The organism is Pseudomonas sp. B21-028 (assembly GCF_024749045.1).
In the GTDB taxonomy this organism is placed as follows: Bacteria; Pseudomonadota; Gammaproteobacteria; order Pseudomonadales; family Pseudomonadaceae; genus Aquipseudomonas.
The window spans coordinates 2,055,582-2,075,155 of record NZ_CP087184.1; the positions used below are offsets into that span (position 1 = coordinate 2,055,582).

Genomic DNA, 19,574 nt, shown 5'->3' on the forward strand with positions numbered 1-19,574 from the left:
TGTAATCGAAATCAGCCACACAGGCCACTAATGTATTGTCGTCAGGTGACCGAGCCATGACACTCCTTGTAGGCCATGACGACAGTTCTACTCAAACAGAAATACTTGTACGTTTCCAGTCAGACTTTAGACCGATACCCTCTAGTCGATAGTCGTCGCGGTCATATTTAACCTGACTCATTCTGATTCAAAGAGGTTCCGCCGCGCTTCGGTACTGTTGACCCGTCCTTTCCCTGTTGCATTATCGGATGCTACTGATGCTTTCTTCCCGACATCGCCGCGCCATTGGCCTGGCCAGTGGTTTTATCGCTCCTTACCGCAAGCAGGTCGCCGGTGCATTACTGGCGCTCATCGTCACGGCGGGCATCACCCTGTCCATGGGCCAGGGCATCCGGCTGTTGGTGGACCAGGGTTTCATGACCCGTTCTCCTCAGTTGCTGAACCAGTCCATCGGCTTGTTCATGGTGCTGGTGATAGGGCTGGCGATCGGCACCTTCTCCCGGTTCTATCTGGTGTCGTGGATTGGCGAGCGTGTGGTGGGCGACATCCGGCGACAGGTTTTCAACCATCTGGTGTACCTGCACCCGGGGTTCTATGAAAACAACCGCAGCTCGGAGATCCAGTCACGCCTGACCGCCGATACCACCTTGCTGCAATCGGTGATCGGTTCCTCCTTGTCGCTGTTTCTGCGCAACGCCTTGATGGTGATCGGCGGCATCGTGCTGTTGTTCATCACCAATCCCAAGCTCACCAGCATCGTGGTGATTGCCCTGCCGCTGGTGTTGGCGCCGATCCTGGTGTTCGGGCGTCGGGTACGCAGCCTGTCGCGCCAGAGCCAGGACCGCATCGCCGATGTCGGCAGTTACGTTTCCGAAACCCTGGGCCAGATCAAGACCGTGCAGGCCTACAATCACCAGGTCCAGGATGAACAACGCTTTGCCGTCACGGTGGAGCAGGCGTTCGAGACCGCCCGCAAACGTATCGCCCAGCGGGCTTGGCTGATCACCCTGGTGATTGTGTTGGTGCTGGGGGCGGTGGGCGTAATGCTCTGGGTGGGCGGTATGGACGTGATCGCCGGACGGATTTCCGGCGGTGAGCTGGCGGCGTTCGTGTTCTACAGCCTGATCGTCGGTAGCGCCTTCGGTACGCTGAGCGAGGTAATCGGCGAACTGCAGCGGGCCGCCGGTGCGGCCGAGCGCATCGCCGAGTTGTTGCGTTCGCAGAACATCATCCAGCCACCGACCTCGGACATGGTGACGTTGCCGGAGCGGGTCCGGGGCGATCTGCGTCTTGAAAGCGTGCGGTTCTCCTATCCGTCCCGGCCGGAAAGCTATGCGCTCGATGGCCTGGACCTGACGGTCAATGCCGGCGAAACCCTGGCCCTGGTCGGACCGTCCGGTGCGGGTAAATCGACGGTGTATGACCTGCTATTGCGCTTCTACGACTCGGCCCAAGGCCGGATCCTCATCGACGATGTGCCGTTGACCCGACTCGATCCCCTGGACCTGCGCCGTCATTTCGCCCTGGTGTCACAGAACCCGGCGCTGTTTTTCGGTACCGTGGAAGAAAACATCCGCTACGGCAATCCCGACGCCACTGCCGAGCAAGTGCGCGAGGCGGCCCGGATCGCCCATGCCCACGACTTCATCGAACAGATGCCCGAGGGTTACCAGACCCACCTGGGCGACGGTGGCCTGGGGTTATCCGGCGGCCAGCGCCAACGCCTGGCTATCGCCCGGGCGCTGTTGGTGGACGCGCCGATCCTGCTGCTGGACGAAGCCACCAGCGCCCTCGACGCGCAAAGCGAACACCTGATCCAGCAAGCCCTGCCCGACCTGATGAAAAACCGCACCACCCTGGTCATCGCCCACCGCCTGGCCACGGTGAAAAACGCCGATCGGATCGCGGTGATGGATCAGGGCAGGGTGGTGGCGGTGGGCACGCATCAGGAACTGGTTGCCAGCAATGAACTGTATGCGCGGTTGGCGGCGTTGCAGTTCAATGCGGGGCATGCGGCGGTAGTCGACTGAACACAGACTTGTGGGAGCGAGCCTGCTCGCGATGACGGTGGCATATTCAACATCGATGCTAGCTGACCCACCGCTATCGCGAGCAGGCTCGCTCCCACACGGGGATAAAGCGGCCCAGAAAAAATGCCCGTATCGTTCGATACGGGCATTTTTCTTTTCAGGCATGGCTTGCCGCTTGAAGCTCACTGATCGTCAAAATACCGCTCATGCCAGTCCACCAGCGGTTGCGGCGAGTTGAGTTTCTGGCCGTAGATCACCGAGTAAGACAAGACGTTCTGCACGTATTGGCGGGTTTCGTCGAAGGGGATGCTTTCGACCCAGACGTCGAAGCTCAGGTGGTCGGCGCCGCGCAACCACTGACGTACGCGGCCGGGGCCGGCGTTGTAGGCGGCCGAGGCCAGGACGCGGTTGCCATTGAACTGGCTGTGGACCTGGCTCAGGTACGCTGCGCCGAGTTCGATGTTCTTGTCCGGATCCAGTACCTGTCGGGGCGAGGCCAGGGGAATGCTGAATTTGCGCGCGGTTTCCTTGGCGGTGCCAGGCATCAGTTGCATCAGCCCGGTGGCACCCACGCCGGAGCGCGCGTCGTCCATGAAGGCACTTTCCTGGCGAGTGATCGCGAACACCCAGCTCGAATGCAGTCCACGGACCTTGGCTTCGCGCACCAGGGTCTCGCGGTGCGCCATCGGGAAGCGGATGTCGAGGTCGTCCCAGTACTTGGCCTGGCTGATGGTGCGGATGGCCGGGAAATACCATTTCAGGTCGTAGGCCAGCTTCGCCTGGGCGACCATTTCGTCGCGGCTGAAATGCCGGCTGACGTGATACCACTCGCGGCGTCCGTCGACGATCTGCCCGCGGGCGTGGAATTCCAGAGCCCGGCGAATGCCCGGCGTGTTGCGCACTTTGTTGATCAGTGCCTGGCTCAGCACCAGGGGCTTGTTGGAGAGCGAGTAGGGCGACTGGGAGCGGTCGGCGGCCAGGAAGCCATAGAAATCCCGCTCGCGGGCCAGGTGCTTGTAAAGCGTCAAGGCTTCGGGGTTCTGCGGTTGAGCCAGCTCCAGGCTGCGGGCCTGCCAGTAGCGCCAGCGGTTGGTGCTGGCCAGCGACTCGGGCAGGCGACGAGTCAGCTGATAGGCGTCGCTCCAGCGACCCAGGCGTAGCAGCAGGCGCAGGCGCCATTCCGAAACGGTGTCGTCTCGCAGCTCCGGGTCATATTGGGTCATTACATCCAGGGCGCGACTGTCGAAGCGCTTGGCCAGGGTCAGGCCGATTTCCCGGGCGATGGCGACTTTTTCGTCGCGGGAAAAGTGCATGGTGCTGGCGTAGCCGTCCAGCAACGCCATGGCTTTATCCGGATCCTGGCGGGCGAGGCGACGCAGGCCGAGGCTGACGATATCCGACATCGGCTCGTCGGCCGGGACGAAGCGCGAGGGCTGGTTGAGCAGTTCGGGTTTCTGCGCCACGTCCACCAGCAGTTTGCCGCGAGGGGCAAGGGTGACCAGGCCGCTGACCAGGCTGTTGGCCAATGGATAGTTGCGGGCCTGGGCCGCCAGTTTGGCGCGTTCCCAGCGTTTCTGCTCGGTCAACTGGCCTTGGGAGGCCCACAGGCCGAACAGCGCATCGCAGGCCTGTGGTTGGGATTTACCGGTGAGCCAGAGCTTTTCGGTATTGGCGTAGCCCTCGGCCTTGAGGCCATGGCTGAGCTGGTACTGGGCGTTGAGGCAGTCCAGTTCGGTGAAATTGAGCTTGGGGTCGTAGTATTTGACGAAGGTCGCCCAGTCGCCGCGCTCGGCCAGCCAGCGCAACCAGCGCAGTTTCATCCAGTTGGCCTGGGGCAGGTCACCGTGCTCGGCGAGGAATTTCTCGATTTCGGCGTTGCTCGCGCTCTTGAGGCGAGCGGTCAGTTCGTCATAGGCCAGGTACGGTTCCAGCGGATAATCGCGCAGGGCCTGGCTATAGCGCAAATAAGGACCGGAATCACCCTTGGCCAAGGCTCGCTTGGCTTCATCGTAATACTGGCGCTGGGTGGAAATATCCACCGCTTGAGCAGTTTGAACGGCAGTGGCACACACGAAAAAACAAGACAGAACAGTAATAAGGCGACTGCGCATGAGACATCCGGGCAGAAAAAAACATGAAAAGCCCAAGGGGTAACCCAGGGTAACTGCCTGTAGCTTAGCCTTTTGCCAGCAACCGGCGAAAGCTTTGCGGGGTCGTCGGCGCAAGTTCGCAACATTTGTTATGCAGAGTGCTTCAACGACGAAAATGGCGGACCCCTGAAGTCTCATCTCAGGTAGAATGCGCGCCCGGTTTTTGGAGAAGCTCATGACCCTGCTCAAATTCAGCGATGTGTCCCTTGCTTTCGGCGCGATGCCGTTGTTGGACAAGGTGTCCTGGCAGATCGCCCGTGGTGAGCGGGTGTGCATCATCGGTCGCAACGGCACTGGCAAGTCCAGCATGATGAAGCTGGTCAAGGGCGATCAGAAGCCCGACGACGGCTCTGTCTGGCGTGCCCCCGGCCTGAAGATCGGTGAGTTGCCCCAGGAACTGCCGCTGGCCGACGAGCGGACGGTGTTCGATGTGGTTGCCGAAGGCCTGGACGGTGTCGGCGCGCTGCTGGCCGAATATCACCACCTGAGCCAGAACATCGTCACCGATGCCGACCTGGAAAAACTGATGCATGTGCAGCACGACCTCGAAGCCCGCGATGGCTGGCGGCTGCAGCAACTGGTCGACAGCACCCTGAGCCGCCTGCAACTGCCGGCCGACAAGACCCTCGCCGAGTTGTCCGGCGGCTGGCGTCGCCGCGTGCTGCTGGCCCAGGCCCTGGTCTCCGAGCCGGACCTGCTGCTGCTCGACGAGCCGACCAACCACCTGGACATCGGCGCCATCGCCTGGCTTGAAGAAGCCTTGAAGGACTTCCAGGGCGCGGTGCTGTTCATTACCCACGACCGTTCCTTCCTGCAGAACCTGGCGACCCGCATCCTTGAACTGGACCGTGGCGGCCTGATCGACTGGAACGGCGACTACGCCAGTTTCCTGGTGCACAAGGAAGCGGTACTGGCGGCGGAAGAAACCGCCAACGCGCTGTTCGACAAGCGCCTGGCCCAGGAAGAGGTCTGGATCCGCCAGGGCATCAAGGCCCGTCGTACCCGTAACGAAGGTCGCGTACGCGCCCTCAAGGCCCTGCGCGTCGAGCGTAGCGAGCGTCGCGAACGCACCGGCAAGGCCAATATCCAGCTGGACACGGCTGAAAAATCCGGCAAGCAGGTGATGGTGCTGGAAAACGTCAGCTTCGCCCACCCCGGCGGGCCGTTCCTGGTCAAGGACTTCTCCATGGTCCTGCAACGCGGCGACCGCATCGGCCTGCTGGGTGCCAATGGCACCGGCAAGACCACTTTGCTCAAGCTGATGCTCGGCGGCCTGGTGCCGTCCAGCGGCAAGGTGGAAGAGGGGACGAAGATCGACGTCGCCTACTTCGACCAGCTGCGTCACCAACTGGACCTGGAAAAGACCGTGATCGACAACGTGGCCGAAGGCCGCGACTTCATCGACATCGACGGCCAGAGCCGCCATGTATTGAGTTACCTCGGCGATTTTCTGTTCAGCCCCCAGCGTGCCCGTACCCCGGTCAAGGCGCTGTCCGGTGGCGAGCGCGCCCGTCTGCTGCTGGCGAAACTGTTCAGCAAGCCGGCGAACCTGCTGGTGCTCGACGAACCGACCAACGACCTGGATGTGGAAACCCTCGAATTGCTGGAAGAGGTGCTGCTGACCTTCAACGGCACCGTGCTGATGGTCAGCCACGACCGGGCATTCCTCGACAACGTGGTCACCAGCACCCTGGTATTCGAAGGTGAAGGTCGGGTTCGCGAATACGTCGGCGGGTATCAGGACTGGCTGCGCCAGGGCGGCTCGCCACGCCTTCTGGGTGTGACCGAGAGCAAGTCCGGCAAAGCCGACCTGAGTTCGGCCGTGGTCAAGGCCGAGCCTGCTCCGGTAGCCGCCGCAGCCCCGGCCCCAGCCAAGAAGAAGCTCAGCTACAAGCTACAGCGCGAGCTGGAAGCATTGCCGGGCGATATCGATGCCAAGGAAGCACAGATCGCCGCGGTGCAGGCAGAGATGGCCGATGCCGGTTTCTACCAGCGGCCGGCTGCGGAAACCGCCAAGGTGATTGCGCATCTGGAGCAGTTGCAGGCTGAACTGGATGCGCTGGTGGAGCGTTGGGCCGAGCTGGATGCCTGATTTGAAAGGCGGCCCTCTGTGGGAGCGAGCCTGCTCGCGATAGCGGTGTGTCAGCAAACAGGGATGTCGACGGTGCTGACGTCATCGCGAGCAGGCTCGCTCCCACGGGGTCTCATGGCAGCTATGCGCGCTTGACCAGGTGCACCGCCAGCACATCGCAGGGCGCGCCATGCAGCACGTCGTTGGCGGTGGAGCCCAGCAGCAGCGCCAGGCCATGGCGTCCATGACTGCCGACCACGATCAGGTCGCAACCCTGCTCCTTGGCCAGGTGATGGATCTCCTGGCGCGGCTGGCCGTAGGTCAGGTGGCTGTTTTCCCGTTTCAAGTCCGGGTATTTCACGATCAGGCGGTCAAGGCGTTCCTTGGCCTGGTCGAACTGCTGTTGCTGCAATTGGGAAAGGTCCATGGGGACATCGCCGCCAAAGGCCATGGCCATCGGCTCGACGATATGCACCAGTGACAGTTTGGTCTCTCGGCCATCGCACAGGGCGCGAGCGCGTTTGATGACGGGATCGCATTCTTCAGTGAGGTCGACGGCGACCAGGATGTGTTCGTAGTACATGAAAAGCACTCCAGAGAATGGCGATACGGTTAAGTATGGCTGGTTTCAAGCACATTGACGGCGACATGGGTCAATGGCTCATCAGAATTCGGGAGTACTGATATGACGGTCTGGATAGTGGTGTCAATCCTGTTGGTGGTATTGAGCCCCCTGGCATGGTTGCGGCCGTCCCGTGTACAGAGCGGTCGCATGGCCCTGCGCATGGAGGCCCGTCGCCTCGGCCTGGCCATGCAATTGGCCCCCCAGGAGTGGCCGCACTGGCTCGATCCACAACCCCCCAACCCCTGTGCGCAATACCATCGGCCCCGGTGCGGCAAGCAGCCGGCTTGCTGGAGTTACTGGCAAAGCGCACCGGGCGTCTGGGTCAACCAGTGGCGGGAGGTTTGCCATGACGAGCCGTTGCTCGAGCACTTCCGGAAACTGCCGGCCAACGTCTTCAAGGTCGAAGCCGACCGGCAAATGATCACCCTGTACTGGGGCGAGAAGGGCGAAGCCGCTGTTTTGCAGGATATTGCGGCGGTGCTCAAGGCCCTGGCCTGACCCATAAAAAAGCCCGACAGTCTCGTCGGGCGGGTTGGCCAGGCAGGCCGTAAACCAATTCAAATCCGGGCGTTCGTTCGTAACGCCCTCGCGCCAAGCGCTTTCAATACGTATCCGCCAGCATAGCCGCTTGTAACCATCGCGCCCGGAATTAGGGCGACTTTTCTAATTATTGATCTTATGAATGTTCGCACATGCGGCGCCGTGTTGCGGACCCGCAGGGTAATGGAAATGACCGTCAAGTCGCGTCCAAGGCCCTGTTTAGGGCGATTGACAATTGTCGGAAATTCCGTGAAGGTGACGTACCCAAATCAAACGGGCGTATGAATTGAGCGTTTGTATTTTCCGAACGTTCCTACAGAACCCCGACTATCGCGTTGACGGGTGTGCCTGGCGGATTGGCGTAGCATCGACGGTAACGTCAATGCCGAACCAGCGGTCAGCGTTCAACGTGTACTGTTCAGCTTCCATATCGTGGAGATCAGTTGATGATTTACGAAGGTAAAGCCATCACGGTTAAGGCTCTTGAAAGTGGCATCGTCGAACTGAAGTTCGATCTCAAGGGTGAGTCCGTCAACAAGTTCAACCGTCTAACCCTGAATGAATTGCGTCAGGCCGTGGACACTATCAAGGCAGACGCTTCGATCAAGGGTGTGATCGTCAGCAGCGGCAAGGACGTTTTCATCGTCGGTGCCGACATCACCGAATTCGTCGACAACTTCAAGCTGCCCGATGCCGAACTGATCGCTGGCAACCTCGAAGCCAACCGTATTTTCAGTGACTTCGAAGATCTCAACGTACCGACCGTCGCGGCCATCAACGGCATCGCCCTGGGTGGCGGCCTGGAAATGTGCCTGGCAGCGGACTATCGCGTCATGGCTTCCGCCGCCAAGATCGGCCTGCCGGAAGTCAAGCTGGGCATCTACCCGGGCTTCGGCGGTACCGTGCGCCTGCCGCGCCTGATCGGTGCCGACAACGCCATCGAATGGATTGCCGCCGGCAAGGAAAACCGTGCCGAAGACGCGCTGAAGGTCGGCGCCGTGGATGCCGTGGTCGAAGCTGGCAAGCTCCAGGAAGCGGCCCTTGAATTGATCAAGCGCGCTATCAGTGGCGAGTTCGACTACAAGGCCAAGCGTCAGCCGAAGCTGGAGAAGCTCAAGCTCAACGCCATCGAGCAGATGATGGCTTTCGAAACCGCCAAGGGTTTTGTGGCCGGCCAAGCGGGCCCGAACTACCCGGCGCCGGTCGAAGCGATCAAGACCATCCAGAAAGCCGCGAACTTCGGTCGCGACAAGGCCCTGGAAGTCGAAGCCGCCGGTTTCGTCAAACTGGCCAAGACTTCGGCGGCCCAAAGCCTGATCGGTCTGTTCCTCAATGACCAGGAACTGAAGAAAAAGGCCAAGGCCTACGATGAAATCGCCCGTGACGTGAAGCAGGCCGCCGTGTTGGGCGCAGGCATCATGGGGGGCGGTATCGCCTATCAGTCGGCGTCCAAGGGCACGCCGATCCTGATGAAGGACATCAACGAACACGGCATCGAACAGGGCCTGGCCGAAGCCGCCAAGCTGCTGGTGGGCCGCGTCGACAAAGGTCGCATGACCGCGGCGAAGATGGCCGAAGTGCTCAACGGCATTCGTCCGACCCTGTCCTACGGTGATTTCGGCCATGTCGACCTGGTGGTCGAAGCGGTCGTCGAGAACCCGAAGGTCAAGCAAGCGGTATTGGCTGAAGTCGAAGACAAGGTCAAGGAGGACACGATCCTCGCCTCGAACACCTCGACCATTTCCATCTCGCTGCTGGCCAAGGCCCTCAAGCGTCCGGAAAACTTCGTCGGCATGCACTTCTTCAACCCGGTGCACATGATGCCGCTGGTGGAAGTGATCCGTGGCGAGAAGTCCAGCGAACTGGCCGTTGCCACCACCGTGGCCTACGCCAAGAAAATGGGCAAGAACCCGATCGTCGTCAATGACTGCCCGGGCTTCCTGGTCAACCGCGTGCTGTTCCCGTACTTCGGCGGTTTCGCCAAGCTGGTCAGCGCCGGCGTGGACTTCGTGCGCATCGACAAGATCATGGAGAAATTCGGCTGGCCGATGGGCCCGGCGTACCTGATGGACGTGGTCGGTATCGACACCGGCCACCACGGTCGCGACGTCATGGCTGAAGGCTTCCCGGACCGCATGAAGGACGACCGTCGTTCGGCCGTCGACGTGCTCTACGAAGCCAAGCGCCTGGGACAGAAGAACGGCAAGGGCTTCTACGCCTACGAGACCGACAAGCGCGGCAAGCAGAAGAAAGTGGCCGATCCGTCGGTGCTGGAAGTGCTCAAGCCGATCGTCTACGAGCAGCGCGAAGTCACCGACGAGGACATCATCAACTGGATGATGATCCCACTGTGCCTCGAAACCGTGCGTTGCCTGGAAGACGGCATTGTCGAAACTGCCGCCGAAGCCGACATGGGTCTGGTCTACGGTATCGGTTTCCCTCCATTCCGTGGCGGTGCGCTGCGCTACATCGATTCGATCGGTGTGGCCGAGTTCGTTGCCCTGGCTGACCAGTACGCTGATCTGGGCGCGCTGTACCACCCCACCGCGAAGCTGCGTGAAATGGCCAAGAACGGCCAGAGCTTCTTCGGTTAAGCGCCCAACGACTAGAGCGAGAGAACATTTATGAGCTTGAATCCTAGAGACGTCGTGATTGTCGACTTCGGTCGTACGCCGATGGGCCGCTCCAAGGGCGGCATGCACCGCAACACCCGCGCCGAGGACATGTCGGCGCACCTGATCAGCAAACTGCTGGAACGCAACGTCAAGGTCGACCCGAACGAAGTCGAGGACGTGATCTGGGGCTGTGTGAACCAGACCCTGGAGCAGGGCTGGAACATCGCCCGCATGGCGTCGCTGATGACACAGATCCCTCACACCGCGGCGGGTCAGACCGTCAGCCGCCTGTGCGGTTCGTCCATGAGCGCGCTGCACACCGCTGCCCAGGCGATCATGACCGGTAACGGTGATGTGTTCGTCGTCGGCGGTGTCGAGCACATGGGCCACGTGAGCATGATGCACGGCGTCGATCCGAACCCGCACATGTCGCTGTACGCGGCAAAAGCCTCGGGCATGATGGGTCTGACTGCGGAGATGCTTGGCAAGATGCACGGCATCACCCGCGAACAGCAGGACGCCTTCGGCGTGCGTTCCCATCAACTCGCCCACAAGGCGACCGTGGAAGGCAAATTCAAGGACGAGATCATCCCGATGCAGGGTTACGACGAGAACGGTTTCCTGAAACTGTTCGACTACGACGAAACCATTCGTCCGGAAACCACCCTCGAAAGCCTGGCGGCCCTCAAGCCTGCCTTCAACCCCAAGGGCGGCACCGTGACGGCCGGTACCTCGTCGCAGATCACTGACGGTGCTTCGTGCATGATCGTGATGTCGGCCCAGCGCGCCCAGGACCTGGGCATCCAGCCGATGGCGGTGATCCGTTCGATGGCCGTGGCGGGTGTGGACCCGGCGATCATGGGCTATGGTCCAGTACCGGCTACGCAGAAAGCCTTGAAGCGTGCCGGCCTGAGCATTGCCGATATCGACTTCTTCGAGCTCAACGAAGCGTTCGCCGCGCAGGCACTGCCCGTGCTGAAAGATCTGAAAGTGCTCGACAAGATGAACGAGAAGGTTAACCTGCACGGCGGCGCGATCGCCCTGGGTCATCCGTTCGGTTGCTCCGGTGCGCGTATCTCCGGCACGTTGCTGAACGTCATGAAACAGAACGGCGGCACTTTTGGCGTGTCCACCATGTGCATTGGCCTCGGTCAGGGCATCGCCACTGTCTTCGAACGCGTCTAAGCGTTGCGTCGATGGAAGCCGGGGCCAAGTGCCCCGGTTTTTTGTTTTTGCGGGTTTAGTAAAAAAATTTGTTTTTATTTTGAAAAGATTTCAGCGAGGGCCGAAGCATGCCGATACAACCTGGGCTCTACCAGCATTACAAAGGTCCGCAGTACCGCGTATTCAGCATTGCGCGGCATTCCGAGACTGAGGAAGAAGTGGTCTTCTATCAAGCCCTGTATGGCGATTACGGCTTTTGGGTGCGTCCCTTGAGCATGTTCCAGGAGTCCGTCGAGGTTGACGGCGAACAAGTGCCGCGCTTTGCTTTGGTGCAGGCCGAAGAGAGCATTTTTCCCAAGCCTTGAGGCCAACTTGCGGGCAACCCTGCGCTTGACCTCACCTTGCAGCCACTATATATAGCGGTGCCGCGTCAGGCGCCAACCGCCTTTCACTTTTTAGAATTCAGGAATTTTCTGATCCATGGGCAAATCGCTGGTCATTGTGGAATCCCCGGCTAAGGCCAAGACCATCAACAAGTATCTGGGCAACCAATACGTGGTGAAGTCGAGTATCGGCCATATCCGAGACCTGCCCACCAGCGGTTCGGCTAGCGCCAGCAAGGAGCCAGCCGCCAAGCGCGGCAAGGCGGCTGCTGGTGAAGCGCCGGCGCTGTCGCCAAAGGAAAAGGCGCGCAAGCAACTGGTCTCACGCATGGGGGTCGATCCGGAACACGGCTGGAAAGCCAAGTACGAGATCCTTCCGGGCAAGGAAAAGGTCATCGAGGAGCTGCGCCGGCTCGCCAAGGATGCCGACACCATCTATCTCGCGACGGACTTGGACCGCGAAGGGGAAGCCATTGCCTGGCACCTGCGCGAAGCCATCGGTGGTGATGACAGCCGCTACAAGCGCGTGGTGTTTAACGAAATCACCAAGAAAGCCATCCAGGAAGCGTTCTCCGAGCCGGGTGAGCTGGACATAGACCGGGTCAATGCTCAGCAGGCGCGTCGCTTCCTCGACCGCGTCGTGGGCTACATGGTTTCGCCATTGCTGTGGGCCAAGATCGCCCGTGGCCTGTCGGCTGGGCGGGTGCAGTCGGTGGCGGTGAAGCTGGTGGTGGAACGCGAGCGGGAGATCCGCGCGTTCATCCCTGAAGAATACTGGGAAGTCCATGCGGACCTTGGCACAGCCAAAGGCGCCAACGTGCGCTTCGAAGTGGCCCGGGAAAAAGGCGAAGCCTTCAAGCCGCTGAACGAAGCCCAGGCCATGGCTGCCCTGGAGAAGCTCAAGGCATCCACCTACAGCATCGTCAAGCGTGAAGACAAGCCGACCAGCAGCAAGCCATCGGCACCGTTCATCACGTCCACACTGCAACAGGCCGCGAGCAACCGCCTGGGCTTCGGTGTGAAGAAAACCATGATGATGGCCCAGCGTCTTTATGAAGCCGGCTACATCACCTATATGCGTACCGACTCGACCAACCTCTCGGCTGATGCCGTGGCGATGGCGCGTACTTATATAGAAAGCGAGTTCGGCAAGAAGTACCTGCCGGACACGCCGAACGTCTACAGCAGCAAGGAAGGCGCCCAAGAGGCTCACGAAGCGATTCGTCCTTCCGATGCCAACACCGAGCCAAGCAAGTTGTCGGGCATGGAGCGTGATGCCGAGCGTCTCTACGAGCTGATCTGGCGCCAGTTCCTGGCTTGCCAGATGCTGCCGGCGCAGTACCTGTCTACCACCGTCAGCGTCGGTGCCGGAGATTTCGAGCTGCGCGCCAAGGGCCGCATCCTGAAGTTCGACGGTTATACCCGCGTCATGCCGCAGATTACCAAGCCTGGGGACGACGACGTCTTGCCGGACATGGCCCAGGGCGACGTGATGAAGCTGATCAAGCTCGATCCGACCCAGCATTTCACCAAGCCGCCGGCCCGTTACTCGGAAGCCAGCCTGGTCAAGGAAATGGAAAAACGCGGTATCGGTCGTCCTTCGACCTACGCGGCGATCATTTCGACGATCCAGGATCGCGGCTACGTGGCGCTGCACAACCGTCGGTTCTATTCGGAAAAGATGGGCGACATCGTTACCGAGCGGTTGTCCGAAAGCTTCTCGAACCTGATGGACTACGGCTTCACCGCCGGCATGGAAGAGCATCTCGACGATGTGGCCCAAGGTGAGCGGGACTGGAAGAACGTTCTCGACGAGTTCTACGGCGACTTCAAGAAAAAACTCGAAGTGGCTGAAAGCCCTGACAGCGGCATGCGGGCCAACCAGCCGGTGATGACCGACATTCCGTGCCTGACCTGCGGTCGGCCGATGCAGATCCGTACGGCGTCCACCGGGGTCTTCCTGGGGTGCTCGGGCTACAGCCTGCCGCCCAAGGAACGCTGCAAGGCGACGGTCAACCTGGTGCCCGGCGATGAAATCGCCGCGGATGACGAGGGTGAGTCCGAATCCCTGGTACTGCGCGGCAAGCATCGCTGCCCGATTTGCAGCACGGCGATGGATGCCTACCTGCTGGACGAAAAGCGCAAACTGCACATCTGCGGTAACAACCCGGATTGCGCGGGCTATGAAATCGAAGAGGGCACCTATCGCATCAAGGGCTATGAAGGGCCGAGCCTGGAATGCGACAAGTGTGGCAGCGAGATGCAACTCAAGACCGGCCGTTTCGGCAAGTTCTTCGGCTGTACCAACCCGACCTGCAAGAACACCCGCAAGCTGCTCAGGAGCGGTGACGCCGCGCCGCCGAAGATGGACCCGGTGAAGATGCCGGAGCTCAAGTGCGAGAAGGTCAACGACACCTACATCCTGCGCGACGGTGCGTCCGGCCTGTTCCTGGCGGCCAGCCAGTTCCCGAAAAACCGCGAGACCCGCGCACCCTTGGTAATGGAGCTCTTGCCGCACAAGGACGAGATCGATCCTAAGTACCATTTCCTCTGCGAAGCACCGCAGAAGGATCCGGACGGACGCCCGGCGGTGATTCGCTACAGCCGCAAGACCAAGGAGCAGTACGTGCAGACCGAGGTCGACGGCAAGCCTACGGGCTGGAAGGCGTACTACGACGGCGGTAAATGGACGGTGGAAGACAAGCGCTGATGGATGGAGGCAAGGTGCCTCCCCAGATCAGTCAGATAAAAACTGTGGGAGCGAGCCTGCTCGCGATAGCGGTTGGTCAGCAGCATCAATGCTGACCGTGACGCTGCTATCGCGAGCAGGCTCGCTCCCACAGAGGTTCCGCTTGATCGTTGAGTGATTGTTTTGGCTTGCAGTGGTCTTGGTTGATCCACGACACTGTTGCCCTTGCGTGAAGCTTTCATGTCGTTGGGAGAATGCCGTCATGGCCCACGAGCTCTATACCCGCACCAACCAGAAAATCTACTTCGCCGGCCTGTCGCTCGAAGCGCTCGCCAGGACCGAGGATGGGCGCGCGATGAACTCCCCGGCGCTGCTCCAGGCTGGACGCGAGTCGGCCCTGTTTCACCTGTACGGTGCGTTACTGGGTTTGTGCCATGAAATAGCCGGTTTCTATCGACTGCCCCTGGCGAGCGCCCCGCGGGCCGAACTGCTGCTGACCCGGGAAGTGCTGCAGGAGATTGCCATCCCGGAACTGGCTGAAATGATCGAGCTGGCTCAGAACCCGGAAACCTGGCTGGCCAAGTTGCTGGCAGCCTATGCGGCGCTGTTCCAGCCGCCACGGGCCCCTCGTAAGCCCAAGGGTGACGTGACCCAGCCGTTGATCGTGGCGGTCAATCTGGATGAAGAAGAGCCCGAGCAGGAGCTCAGTCGGGAAGAGCTGGAGAGCTGGCGTCAGAACCTCAAGAGCCTGGCGTTACGCTTCCGTGAAGGGTTGAACGAGTGCTGAATTTTCTTTCAGCCCAAGCCCCTTATTGATAACGCTTGGTCAAGATCCCGAGCGAAGCCTGGCCGATGACTATATAATCCTCGCCTTTCGTGGAGAACAGACTTTTATGCCAACGTCCTTTCTAGAAATTGTCGAACTTCCTGATGGCCGTATCGAGCTGCGCAGGGCTGAGGACGAGGGTTCCCTGGTGACTCTGAGCTTCTCCGAAGATGCCAAGGCGTTCCTGCAAGGCCAACACGTCGAAGTCGCCAAGGCGATGCTGAGTGTGGGTGTCCAGATGGCAGGGCGCCTGGTTGAAGGCGAATTCAACAGCAAGGAAGAAGAGGGGCCGCGGGTTCTGCATTGATCCCGTTTGTCGGTTTCCCATAAGTAGTGCTGCTGCCTGGCTTCCCTGTCCTGGAGAAGCCCCTGTGTTTGTCTTAGCCCAACCGAATGTTCAGGCTTTGTGCGTCCCCGGTGCGAGCGGCGCTGATCAATTGTTGGCGTGCCGTTGAACTCAACGGGTTGAGCCAGCTGACCACCGTATGGCTGCGACCCAGGCGCAAGGCTTCGCAAGTCAGCTGTTGAGCGCTCTGGGTGCCCCGTGGTTGCAGCAGCAGGATTCGCTCGCGATTAAGACCCGCGTCCCGTAACCAGGCCTGTGTGACACTGGCCGGCGGTGCGATCAGCGTCAACCAGCGGGCTTCCTGGTCCTGGCTCAGTTCCCGCAGGATCGGTGCCAGCAGATTCAGGCAGTTCCCGGCTGCACCACGCAGTGACAGTTCACTGAAGGCCTCGGGCTCGACGCCCCAAGGCGCTTCAATCACATCTTTCAGGACTGGAACCAGCGGCTGGGCCATGAAAGCCTCGAACAACGGAAGTTGCGTGTGCTGTGGTGTGTGAGGGAACTGCATAAAGCCTCCTTTAGCGGCGGATGACGCCGACGCTCAAGCCTTCGATGACCAGATCCTGTTCTTGCAGGTCCACTTCGATGGGTGCGAATTCAGGGTTCTCGGCAATCAGCCAGACCTTGCTGCCATCGCGCTTGAAGCGCTTGACGGTGACTTCGTCACCGATACGTGCCACCACGATCTGGCCGTTGCGGGCTTCGCGAGTGGTGTGCACCGCCAGCAGGTCGCCGTCGAAGATGCCGATGTCCTTCATGCTCATGCCGTGTACGCGAAGAAGATAATCGGCGCGCGGATGGAAGAAGGCAGGGTTGATGTTGCAGGATTCCTCGACATGCTGCTGGGCGAGGATCGGAGCGCCCGCCGCTACGCGACCGATGATCGGCAGGGTGGTTTCGTCGGCCTTGGCTTCGAAGCCGGGAATGCGAATGCCGCGAGATGCGCCCGGGGTCATTTCAATCGCGCCCTTGCGGGCAAGTGCCTTGAGGTGCTCTTCAGCCGCGTTTGGCGACTTGAAGCCCAGTTCCTGAGCGATTTCCGCGCGGGTCGGCGGATAGCCGTTGTCCTCGAGGCAGCGCTTGATGAAGGCCAGAATCTCTGCTTGGCGTGGCGTCAGCTTTAGCATATTGATCGCTCTGTCTTTTTATACAGTGACTGGGATTATATACAGTGAGCGGCACTTGGCAATCCTCCTTTTTTCGCGGGCCGCTGGATGGTCGGTCGAGTGGTTGAAGCCGCTGGGGCTACAGCCTGGCAAAGGTGTGGTTAAATAGCTGACCGGGCGTTCGCAAAACGTCCCGCCAGGCTTGACAACCCCAAGGTCGAAACGTATGTTTCAAACAAGTGTTTGTCAGGCGGAGTAACCATGGCCCAGTCGGAAACCGTTGAACGCATTCTCGATGCTGCGGAACAGCTGTTCGCGGAAAAAGGTTTCGCCGAAACCTCGTTGCGCCTGATCACCAGCAAGGCCGGGGTCAACCTGGCGGCAGTGAACTATCACTTCGGTTCGAAGAAGGCGCTGATCCAGGCGGTGTTTTCGCGATTCCTCGGGCCTTTCTGTCTCAGCCTCGACCGTGAACTGGAGCGTCGCCAGGCCAAGCCCGACGTCAAGCCTACCCTGGAAGAGCTGCTGGAGATGCTGGTCGAGCAGGCGCTCGCCGTGCAACCGCGCAGTGGCAACGACCTGTCCATCTTCATGCGCCTGTTGGGCCTGGCATTCAGCCAGAGCCAGGGTCACCTGCGGCGTTACCTGGAGGACATGTACGGCAAGGTGTTCCGCCGCTATATGCTCCTGGTCAACGAAGCTGCACCCCGGATCCCGCCGATCGAGCTGTTCTGGCGCGTGCACTTCATGCTTGGCGCCGCGGCGTTCAGCATGTCCGGCATCAAGGCCCTGAGGGCGATCGCCGAAACCGACTTTGGTGTGAATACTTCCATCGAACAAGTGATGCGCCTGATGGTGCCCTTCCTGGCGGCCGGCATGCGCGCCGAAAGCGGCGTTACCGATGACGCCATGGCGGCCGCCCAGTTGCGTCCGCGCAACAAATCCACGCCGGCCCTCGCCAAGGCGTGAACGGGTGGGCGCGGCTGCCCACATCCGCTAAGCTAGCCGCCCATGCCGACTCTCGTTTCGAATCCGTTTCAAATGTCATTGCACGACCGCGACCTGCCGGGCCTGGTGCCCGGTGGCGCGGTCGTGCCTGTGCTGCCGTGTGGGTTCATCGTTACTAAGGAAATGCTATGACTGCTGGCCTGCAAGGCTCGTTGATGGTGGACGTCGCCGGTACCTGGCTGACGGCCGAAGATCGCCACCTGTTGCGTCAGCCGGAAGTGGGTGGGTTGATCATTTTTGCTCGCAATATCGAGCATCCACGTCAGGTGCGGGAACTGAGCGCGTCGATCCGTGCCGTTCGTCCTGACCTGTTGCTGGCGGTCGATCAGGAAGGCGGTCGCGTTCAGCGTCTGCGCCAGGGGTTTGTGCGGTTGCCGGCGATGCGGGCGATTGCCGACAACCCGAATGCCGAATACCTGGCCGAGCAGTGCGGCTGGATCATGGCGACCGAAGTGCTGGCGGTGGGTCTCGACCTGAGCTTTGCCCCGGTGCTGGACCTCGATTATCAGCGCAGTGCGGTGGTCGGCAGTCGTGCCTTCGAAGGCGATCCGGAGCGTGTCGCGTTGTTGGTTGGTGCATTCATTCGCGGCATGCGAGCGGCCGGCATGGCGGCGACCGGCAAGCATTTCCCCGGCCATGGCTGGGCCGAGGCCGACTCCCACGTGGCGATTCCCAACGACGAACGCAGCCTCGCGCAGATTCGCGCCAATGACCTGGTGCCCTTTGCCCGATTGAGCAAGCAACTGGCCGCGGTGATGCCGGCCCACGTGATCTATCCCCAGGTCGATGCCAACCCGGCAGGTTTTTCCCGGCGCTGGCTGCAGGACATCCTGCGTGGCGAACTGCAATTCGACGGCGTGATTTTCAGCGATGACCTGTCGATGGCTGGCGCCCATGTGGTCGGCGATGCGGCCAGTCGCATCGAGGCCGCGTTGTCGGCCGGTTGCGACATGGGCCTGGTGTGCAACGACCGCGCCGCCGCGGAGCTGGCCTTGAGCGCTGCCCAGCGCCTGAAGGTCAAGCCGTCGGCGCGGATTGCACGCATGCGCGGCCAGGCCTTCGCCACCACTGAATACCGCCAGGATCCCCGCTGGTTGACGGCAATCGGCGCGCTAAAAGCCGCCCAATTGATTGATTAAGGACGTTTTGTCATGACCGTTTACGCAATTATCGGCGGCACTGGCCTGACCCAGCTCGAAGGCCTGACCATTCGCCGGTCCCTGGCGGTGGATACGCCGTATGGTGCACCGTCGGCCGAGGTCCAGATCGGCGACTACGCCGGACGCGAAGTGTTGTTCCTGGCCCGCCATGGCCACCCCCACCGGTTACCGCCCCATCAGGTCAACTATCGCGCCAATCTCTGGGCGCTGAAGCAGGCCGGCGCCGAGGCAATCCTGGCGGTCAATGCCGTGGGCGGGATCCATGCGGCGATGGGCACCGGGCACTTCTGCGTACCTCATCAACTGATCGACTACACCAGCGGTCGCCAGCACACTTATTTCGCCGACGATCTGGAAGCGGTCACCCACATCGATTTCAGTTACCCCTACAGCGAGTCGCTGCGCCAGAAGTTGATCGCCGCCCTGGCCGCCGAAGGCTGTGGCTACAGCAGCCATGGTGTATACGCCTGCACCCAGGGGCCACGCCTGGAAACCGTGGCCGAAATCGCCCGCCTGGAACGCGACGGTTGCGACATCGTCGGCATGACCGGCATGCCGGAAGCGGCCCTGGCCCGCGAACTGGAGCTGGACTATGCCTGCCTGGCCCTGGTGGTGAACCCGGCGGCGGGCAAGTCCACGGCAGTGATCACCATGGCGGAGATCGAGCAGGCGCTGCATGACGGGATGGGGAAGGTGAAGTCGACCCTCGCGCGGGTGTTGATGTAACGCTATCGCGAGCAGGCTCGCTCCCACACTGGAACTGCGGTGTACCCGCCATGTTTGCACGACGCGAAACCAGTGGGAGCGAGCCTGCTCGCGATGGCGCCAGACCATTCAACATCGCAGTGGCCTGGGACACCG

General features: G+C 61.0%; 16 protein-coding genes. 12 read left to right on the plus strand and 4 right to left on the minus strand.

The features are described from left to right. Window positions 1-248: 248 nt before the first annotated feature. Window positions 249-2,030 carry an ABC transporter transmembrane domain-containing protein gene (locus LOY35_RS09365; RefSeq protein ID WP_258632052.1) on the plus strand — a complete coding sequence of 594 codons (1,782 nt, stop codon included), beginning with the start codon at window positions 249-251 and terminating at the stop codon, window positions 2,028-2,030. 182 nt (window positions 2,031-2,212) lie between these two features. On the opposite strand, the gene LOY35_RS09370 is transcribed toward LOY35_RS09365, so the two are convergent. Further along, window positions 2,213-4,141, minus strand: coding sequence for a transglycosylase SLT domain-containing protein (locus LOY35_RS09370; RefSeq protein ID WP_258632053.1), 1,929 nt, complete (start codon window positions 4,139-4,141; stop codon window positions 2,213-2,215). Window positions 4,142-4,355: 214 nt separating this feature from the next. Between LOY35_RS09370 and LOY35_RS09375 the strand changes: the two genes are divergently transcribed. After that, window positions 4,356-6,272, plus strand: a complete 1,917-nt coding sequence (locus LOY35_RS09375) for an ATP-binding cassette domain-containing protein (protein ID WP_258632054.1) — start codon at window positions 4,356-4,358, stop codon at window positions 6,270-6,272. A gap of 121 nt (window positions 6,273-6,393) precedes the next feature. Here LOY35_RS09375 and LOY35_RS09380 read toward each other — a convergent pair whose 3' ends face one another. Next, a complete protein-coding gene (locus LOY35_RS09380) occupies window positions 6,394-6,834 on the minus strand; it encodes a universal stress protein (protein WP_024777909.1) in 441 nt (146 codons plus the stop codon). A gap of 102 nt (window positions 6,835-6,936) precedes the next feature. Here LOY35_RS09380 and LOY35_RS09385 point away from each other — a divergent pair, with 102 nt between their 5' ends. The 7 genes from LOY35_RS09385 to LOY35_RS09415 all read left to right on the plus strand — a co-directional run bounded on the left by LOY35_RS09385 (window position 6,937) and on the right by LOY35_RS09415 (window position 15,400). Continuing rightward, window positions 6,937-7,374, plus strand: coding sequence for a hypothetical protein (locus LOY35_RS09385; protein ID WP_258632055.1), 438 nt, complete (start codon window positions 6,937-6,939; stop codon window positions 7,372-7,374). Between the two features lie 488 nt (window positions 7,375-7,862). Further along, window positions 7,863-10,010, plus strand: a complete 2,148-nt coding sequence (fadB, locus tag LOY35_RS09390) for a fatty acid oxidation complex subunit alpha FadB (protein WP_258632056.1) — start codon at window positions 7,863-7,865, stop codon at window positions 10,008-10,010. A 30-nt stretch (window positions 10,011-10,040) separates the two neighbouring features. Then, window positions 10,041-11,216 (plus strand): acetyl-CoA C-acyltransferase FadA, encoded by a 1,176-nt coding sequence (gene fadA / locus LOY35_RS09395; RefSeq protein ID WP_186636541.1) that lies wholly within the window; start codon window positions 10,041-10,043, stop codon window positions 11,214-11,216. A gap of 107 nt (window positions 11,217-11,323) precedes the next feature. Further along, window positions 11,324-11,560, plus strand: a complete 237-nt coding sequence (locus tag LOY35_RS09400; protein ID WP_041020099.1) for a DUF1653 domain-containing protein — start codon at window positions 11,324-11,326, stop codon at window positions 11,558-11,560. Between the two features lie 115 nt (window positions 11,561-11,675). Continuing rightward, window positions 11,676-14,288: a type I DNA topoisomerase gene (topA, locus tag LOY35_RS09405; RefSeq protein WP_041020100.1), complete on the plus strand. Its 2,613-nt coding sequence runs from the start codon at window positions 11,676-11,678 to the stop codon at window positions 14,286-14,288. 241 nt (window positions 14,289-14,529) lie between these two features. After that, window positions 14,530-15,054 (plus strand): DUF6586 family protein, encoded by a 525-nt coding sequence (locus LOY35_RS09410; protein WP_258632057.1) that lies wholly within the window; start codon window positions 14,530-14,532, stop codon window positions 15,052-15,054. Between the two features lie 106 nt (window positions 15,055-15,160). Then, complete coding sequence (locus tag LOY35_RS09415) at window positions 15,161-15,400, plus strand: hypothetical protein (RefSeq protein ID WP_258632058.1); 240 nt, start codon at window positions 15,161-15,163, stop codon at window positions 15,398-15,400. Window positions 15,401-15,473: 73 nt separating this feature from the next. Here LOY35_RS09415 and sulA read toward each other — a convergent pair whose 3' ends face one another. Both sulA and lexA read right to left on the minus strand, forming a co-directional pair. Beyond that, window positions 15,474-15,947 carry an SOS-induced cell division inhibitor SulA gene (gene sulA, locus LOY35_RS09420; RefSeq protein ID WP_047703816.1) on the minus strand — a complete coding sequence of 158 codons (474 nt, stop codon included), beginning with the start codon at window positions 15,945-15,947 and terminating at the stop codon, window positions 15,474-15,476. Window positions 15,948-15,957: 10 nt separating this feature from the next. Then, complete coding sequence (gene lexA / locus LOY35_RS09425) at window positions 15,958-16,566, minus strand: transcriptional repressor LexA (protein ID WP_024777918.1); 609 nt, start codon at window positions 16,564-16,566, stop codon at window positions 15,958-15,960. Window positions 16,567-16,806: 240 nt separating this feature from the next. Here lexA and LOY35_RS09430 point away from each other — a divergent pair, with 240 nt between their 5' ends. From LOY35_RS09430 to LOY35_RS09440, 3 genes are all read left to right on the plus strand, one after another. Beyond that, window positions 16,807-17,514, plus strand: coding sequence for a TetR/AcrR family transcriptional regulator (locus LOY35_RS09430; RefSeq protein WP_041022016.1), 708 nt, complete (start codon window positions 16,807-16,809; stop codon window positions 17,512-17,514). A 179-nt stretch (window positions 17,515-17,693) separates the two neighbouring features. Then, window positions 17,694-18,692 carry a beta-N-acetylhexosaminidase gene (gene nagZ / locus LOY35_RS09435; RefSeq protein WP_258633538.1) on the plus strand — a complete coding sequence of 333 codons (999 nt, stop codon included), beginning with the start codon at window positions 17,694-17,696 and terminating at the stop codon, window positions 18,690-18,692. Window positions 18,693-18,704: 12 nt separating this feature from the next. Beyond that, the gene (locus LOY35_RS09440) at window positions 18,705-19,439 is read left to right on the plus strand and encodes an S-methyl-5'-thioinosine phosphorylase (protein ID WP_258632059.1); all 735 of its coding nucleotides are present in this window, start codon (window positions 18,705-18,707) and stop codon (window positions 19,437-19,439) included. Window positions 19,440-19,574 lie beyond the last annotated feature (135 nt).

Bases quoted from the DNA above. Each gene is read 5' to 3' on its own strand.
- fadB (WP_258632056.1), top strand. From the start codon at position 7,863: ATGATTTACGAAGGTAAAGCCATCACGGTTAAGGCTCTTGAAAGTGGC.
- LOY35_RS09440 (WP_258632059.1), top strand. From the start codon at position 18,705: ATGACCGTTTACGCAATTATCGGCGGCACTGGCCTGACCCAGCTCGAA.
- LOY35_RS09400 (WP_041020099.1), top strand. From the start codon at position 11,324: ATGCCGATACAACCTGGGCTCTACCAGCATTACAAAGGTCCGCAGTAC.
- LOY35_RS09365 (WP_258632052.1), top strand. From the start codon at position 249: ATGCTACTGATGCTTTCTTCCCGACATCGCCGCGCCATTGGCCTGGCC.
- LOY35_RS09430 (WP_041022016.1), top strand. From the start codon at position 16,807: ATGGCCCAGTCGGAAACCGTTGAACGCATTCTCGATGCTGCGGAACAG.
- LOY35_RS09410 (WP_258632057.1), top strand. From the start codon at position 14,530: ATGGCCCACGAGCTCTATACCCGCACCAACCAGAAAATCTACTTCGCC.
- sulA (WP_047703816.1), bottom strand. From the start codon at position 15,947: ATGCAGTTCCCTCACACACCACAGCACACGCAACTTCCGTTGTTCGAG.
- lexA (WP_024777918.1), bottom strand. From the start codon at position 16,566: ATGCTAAAGCTGACGCCACGCCAAGCAGAGATTCTGGCCTTCATCAAG.
- fadA (WP_186636541.1), top strand. From the start codon at position 10,041: ATGAGCTTGAATCCTAGAGACGTCGTGATTGTCGACTTCGGTCGTACG.
- LOY35_RS09380 (WP_024777909.1), bottom strand. From the start codon at position 6,834: ATGTACTACGAACACATCCTGGTCGCCGTCGACCTCACTGAAGAATGC.
- LOY35_RS09370 (WP_258632053.1), bottom strand. From the start codon at position 4,141: ATGCGCAGTCGCCTTATTACTGTTCTGTCTTGTTTTTTCGTGTGTGCC.
- LOY35_RS09375 (WP_258632054.1), top strand. From the start codon at position 4,356: ATGACCCTGCTCAAATTCAGCGATGTGTCCCTTGCTTTCGGCGCGATG.
- LOY35_RS09385 (WP_258632055.1), top strand. From the start codon at position 6,937: ATGACGGTCTGGATAGTGGTGTCAATCCTGTTGGTGGTATTGAGCCCC.
- topA (WP_041020100.1), top strand. From the start codon at position 11,676: ATGGGCAAATCGCTGGTCATTGTGGAATCCCCGGCTAAGGCCAAGACC.
- LOY35_RS09415 (WP_258632058.1), top strand. From the start codon at position 15,161: ATGCCAACGTCCTTTCTAGAAATTGTCGAACTTCCTGATGGCCGTATC.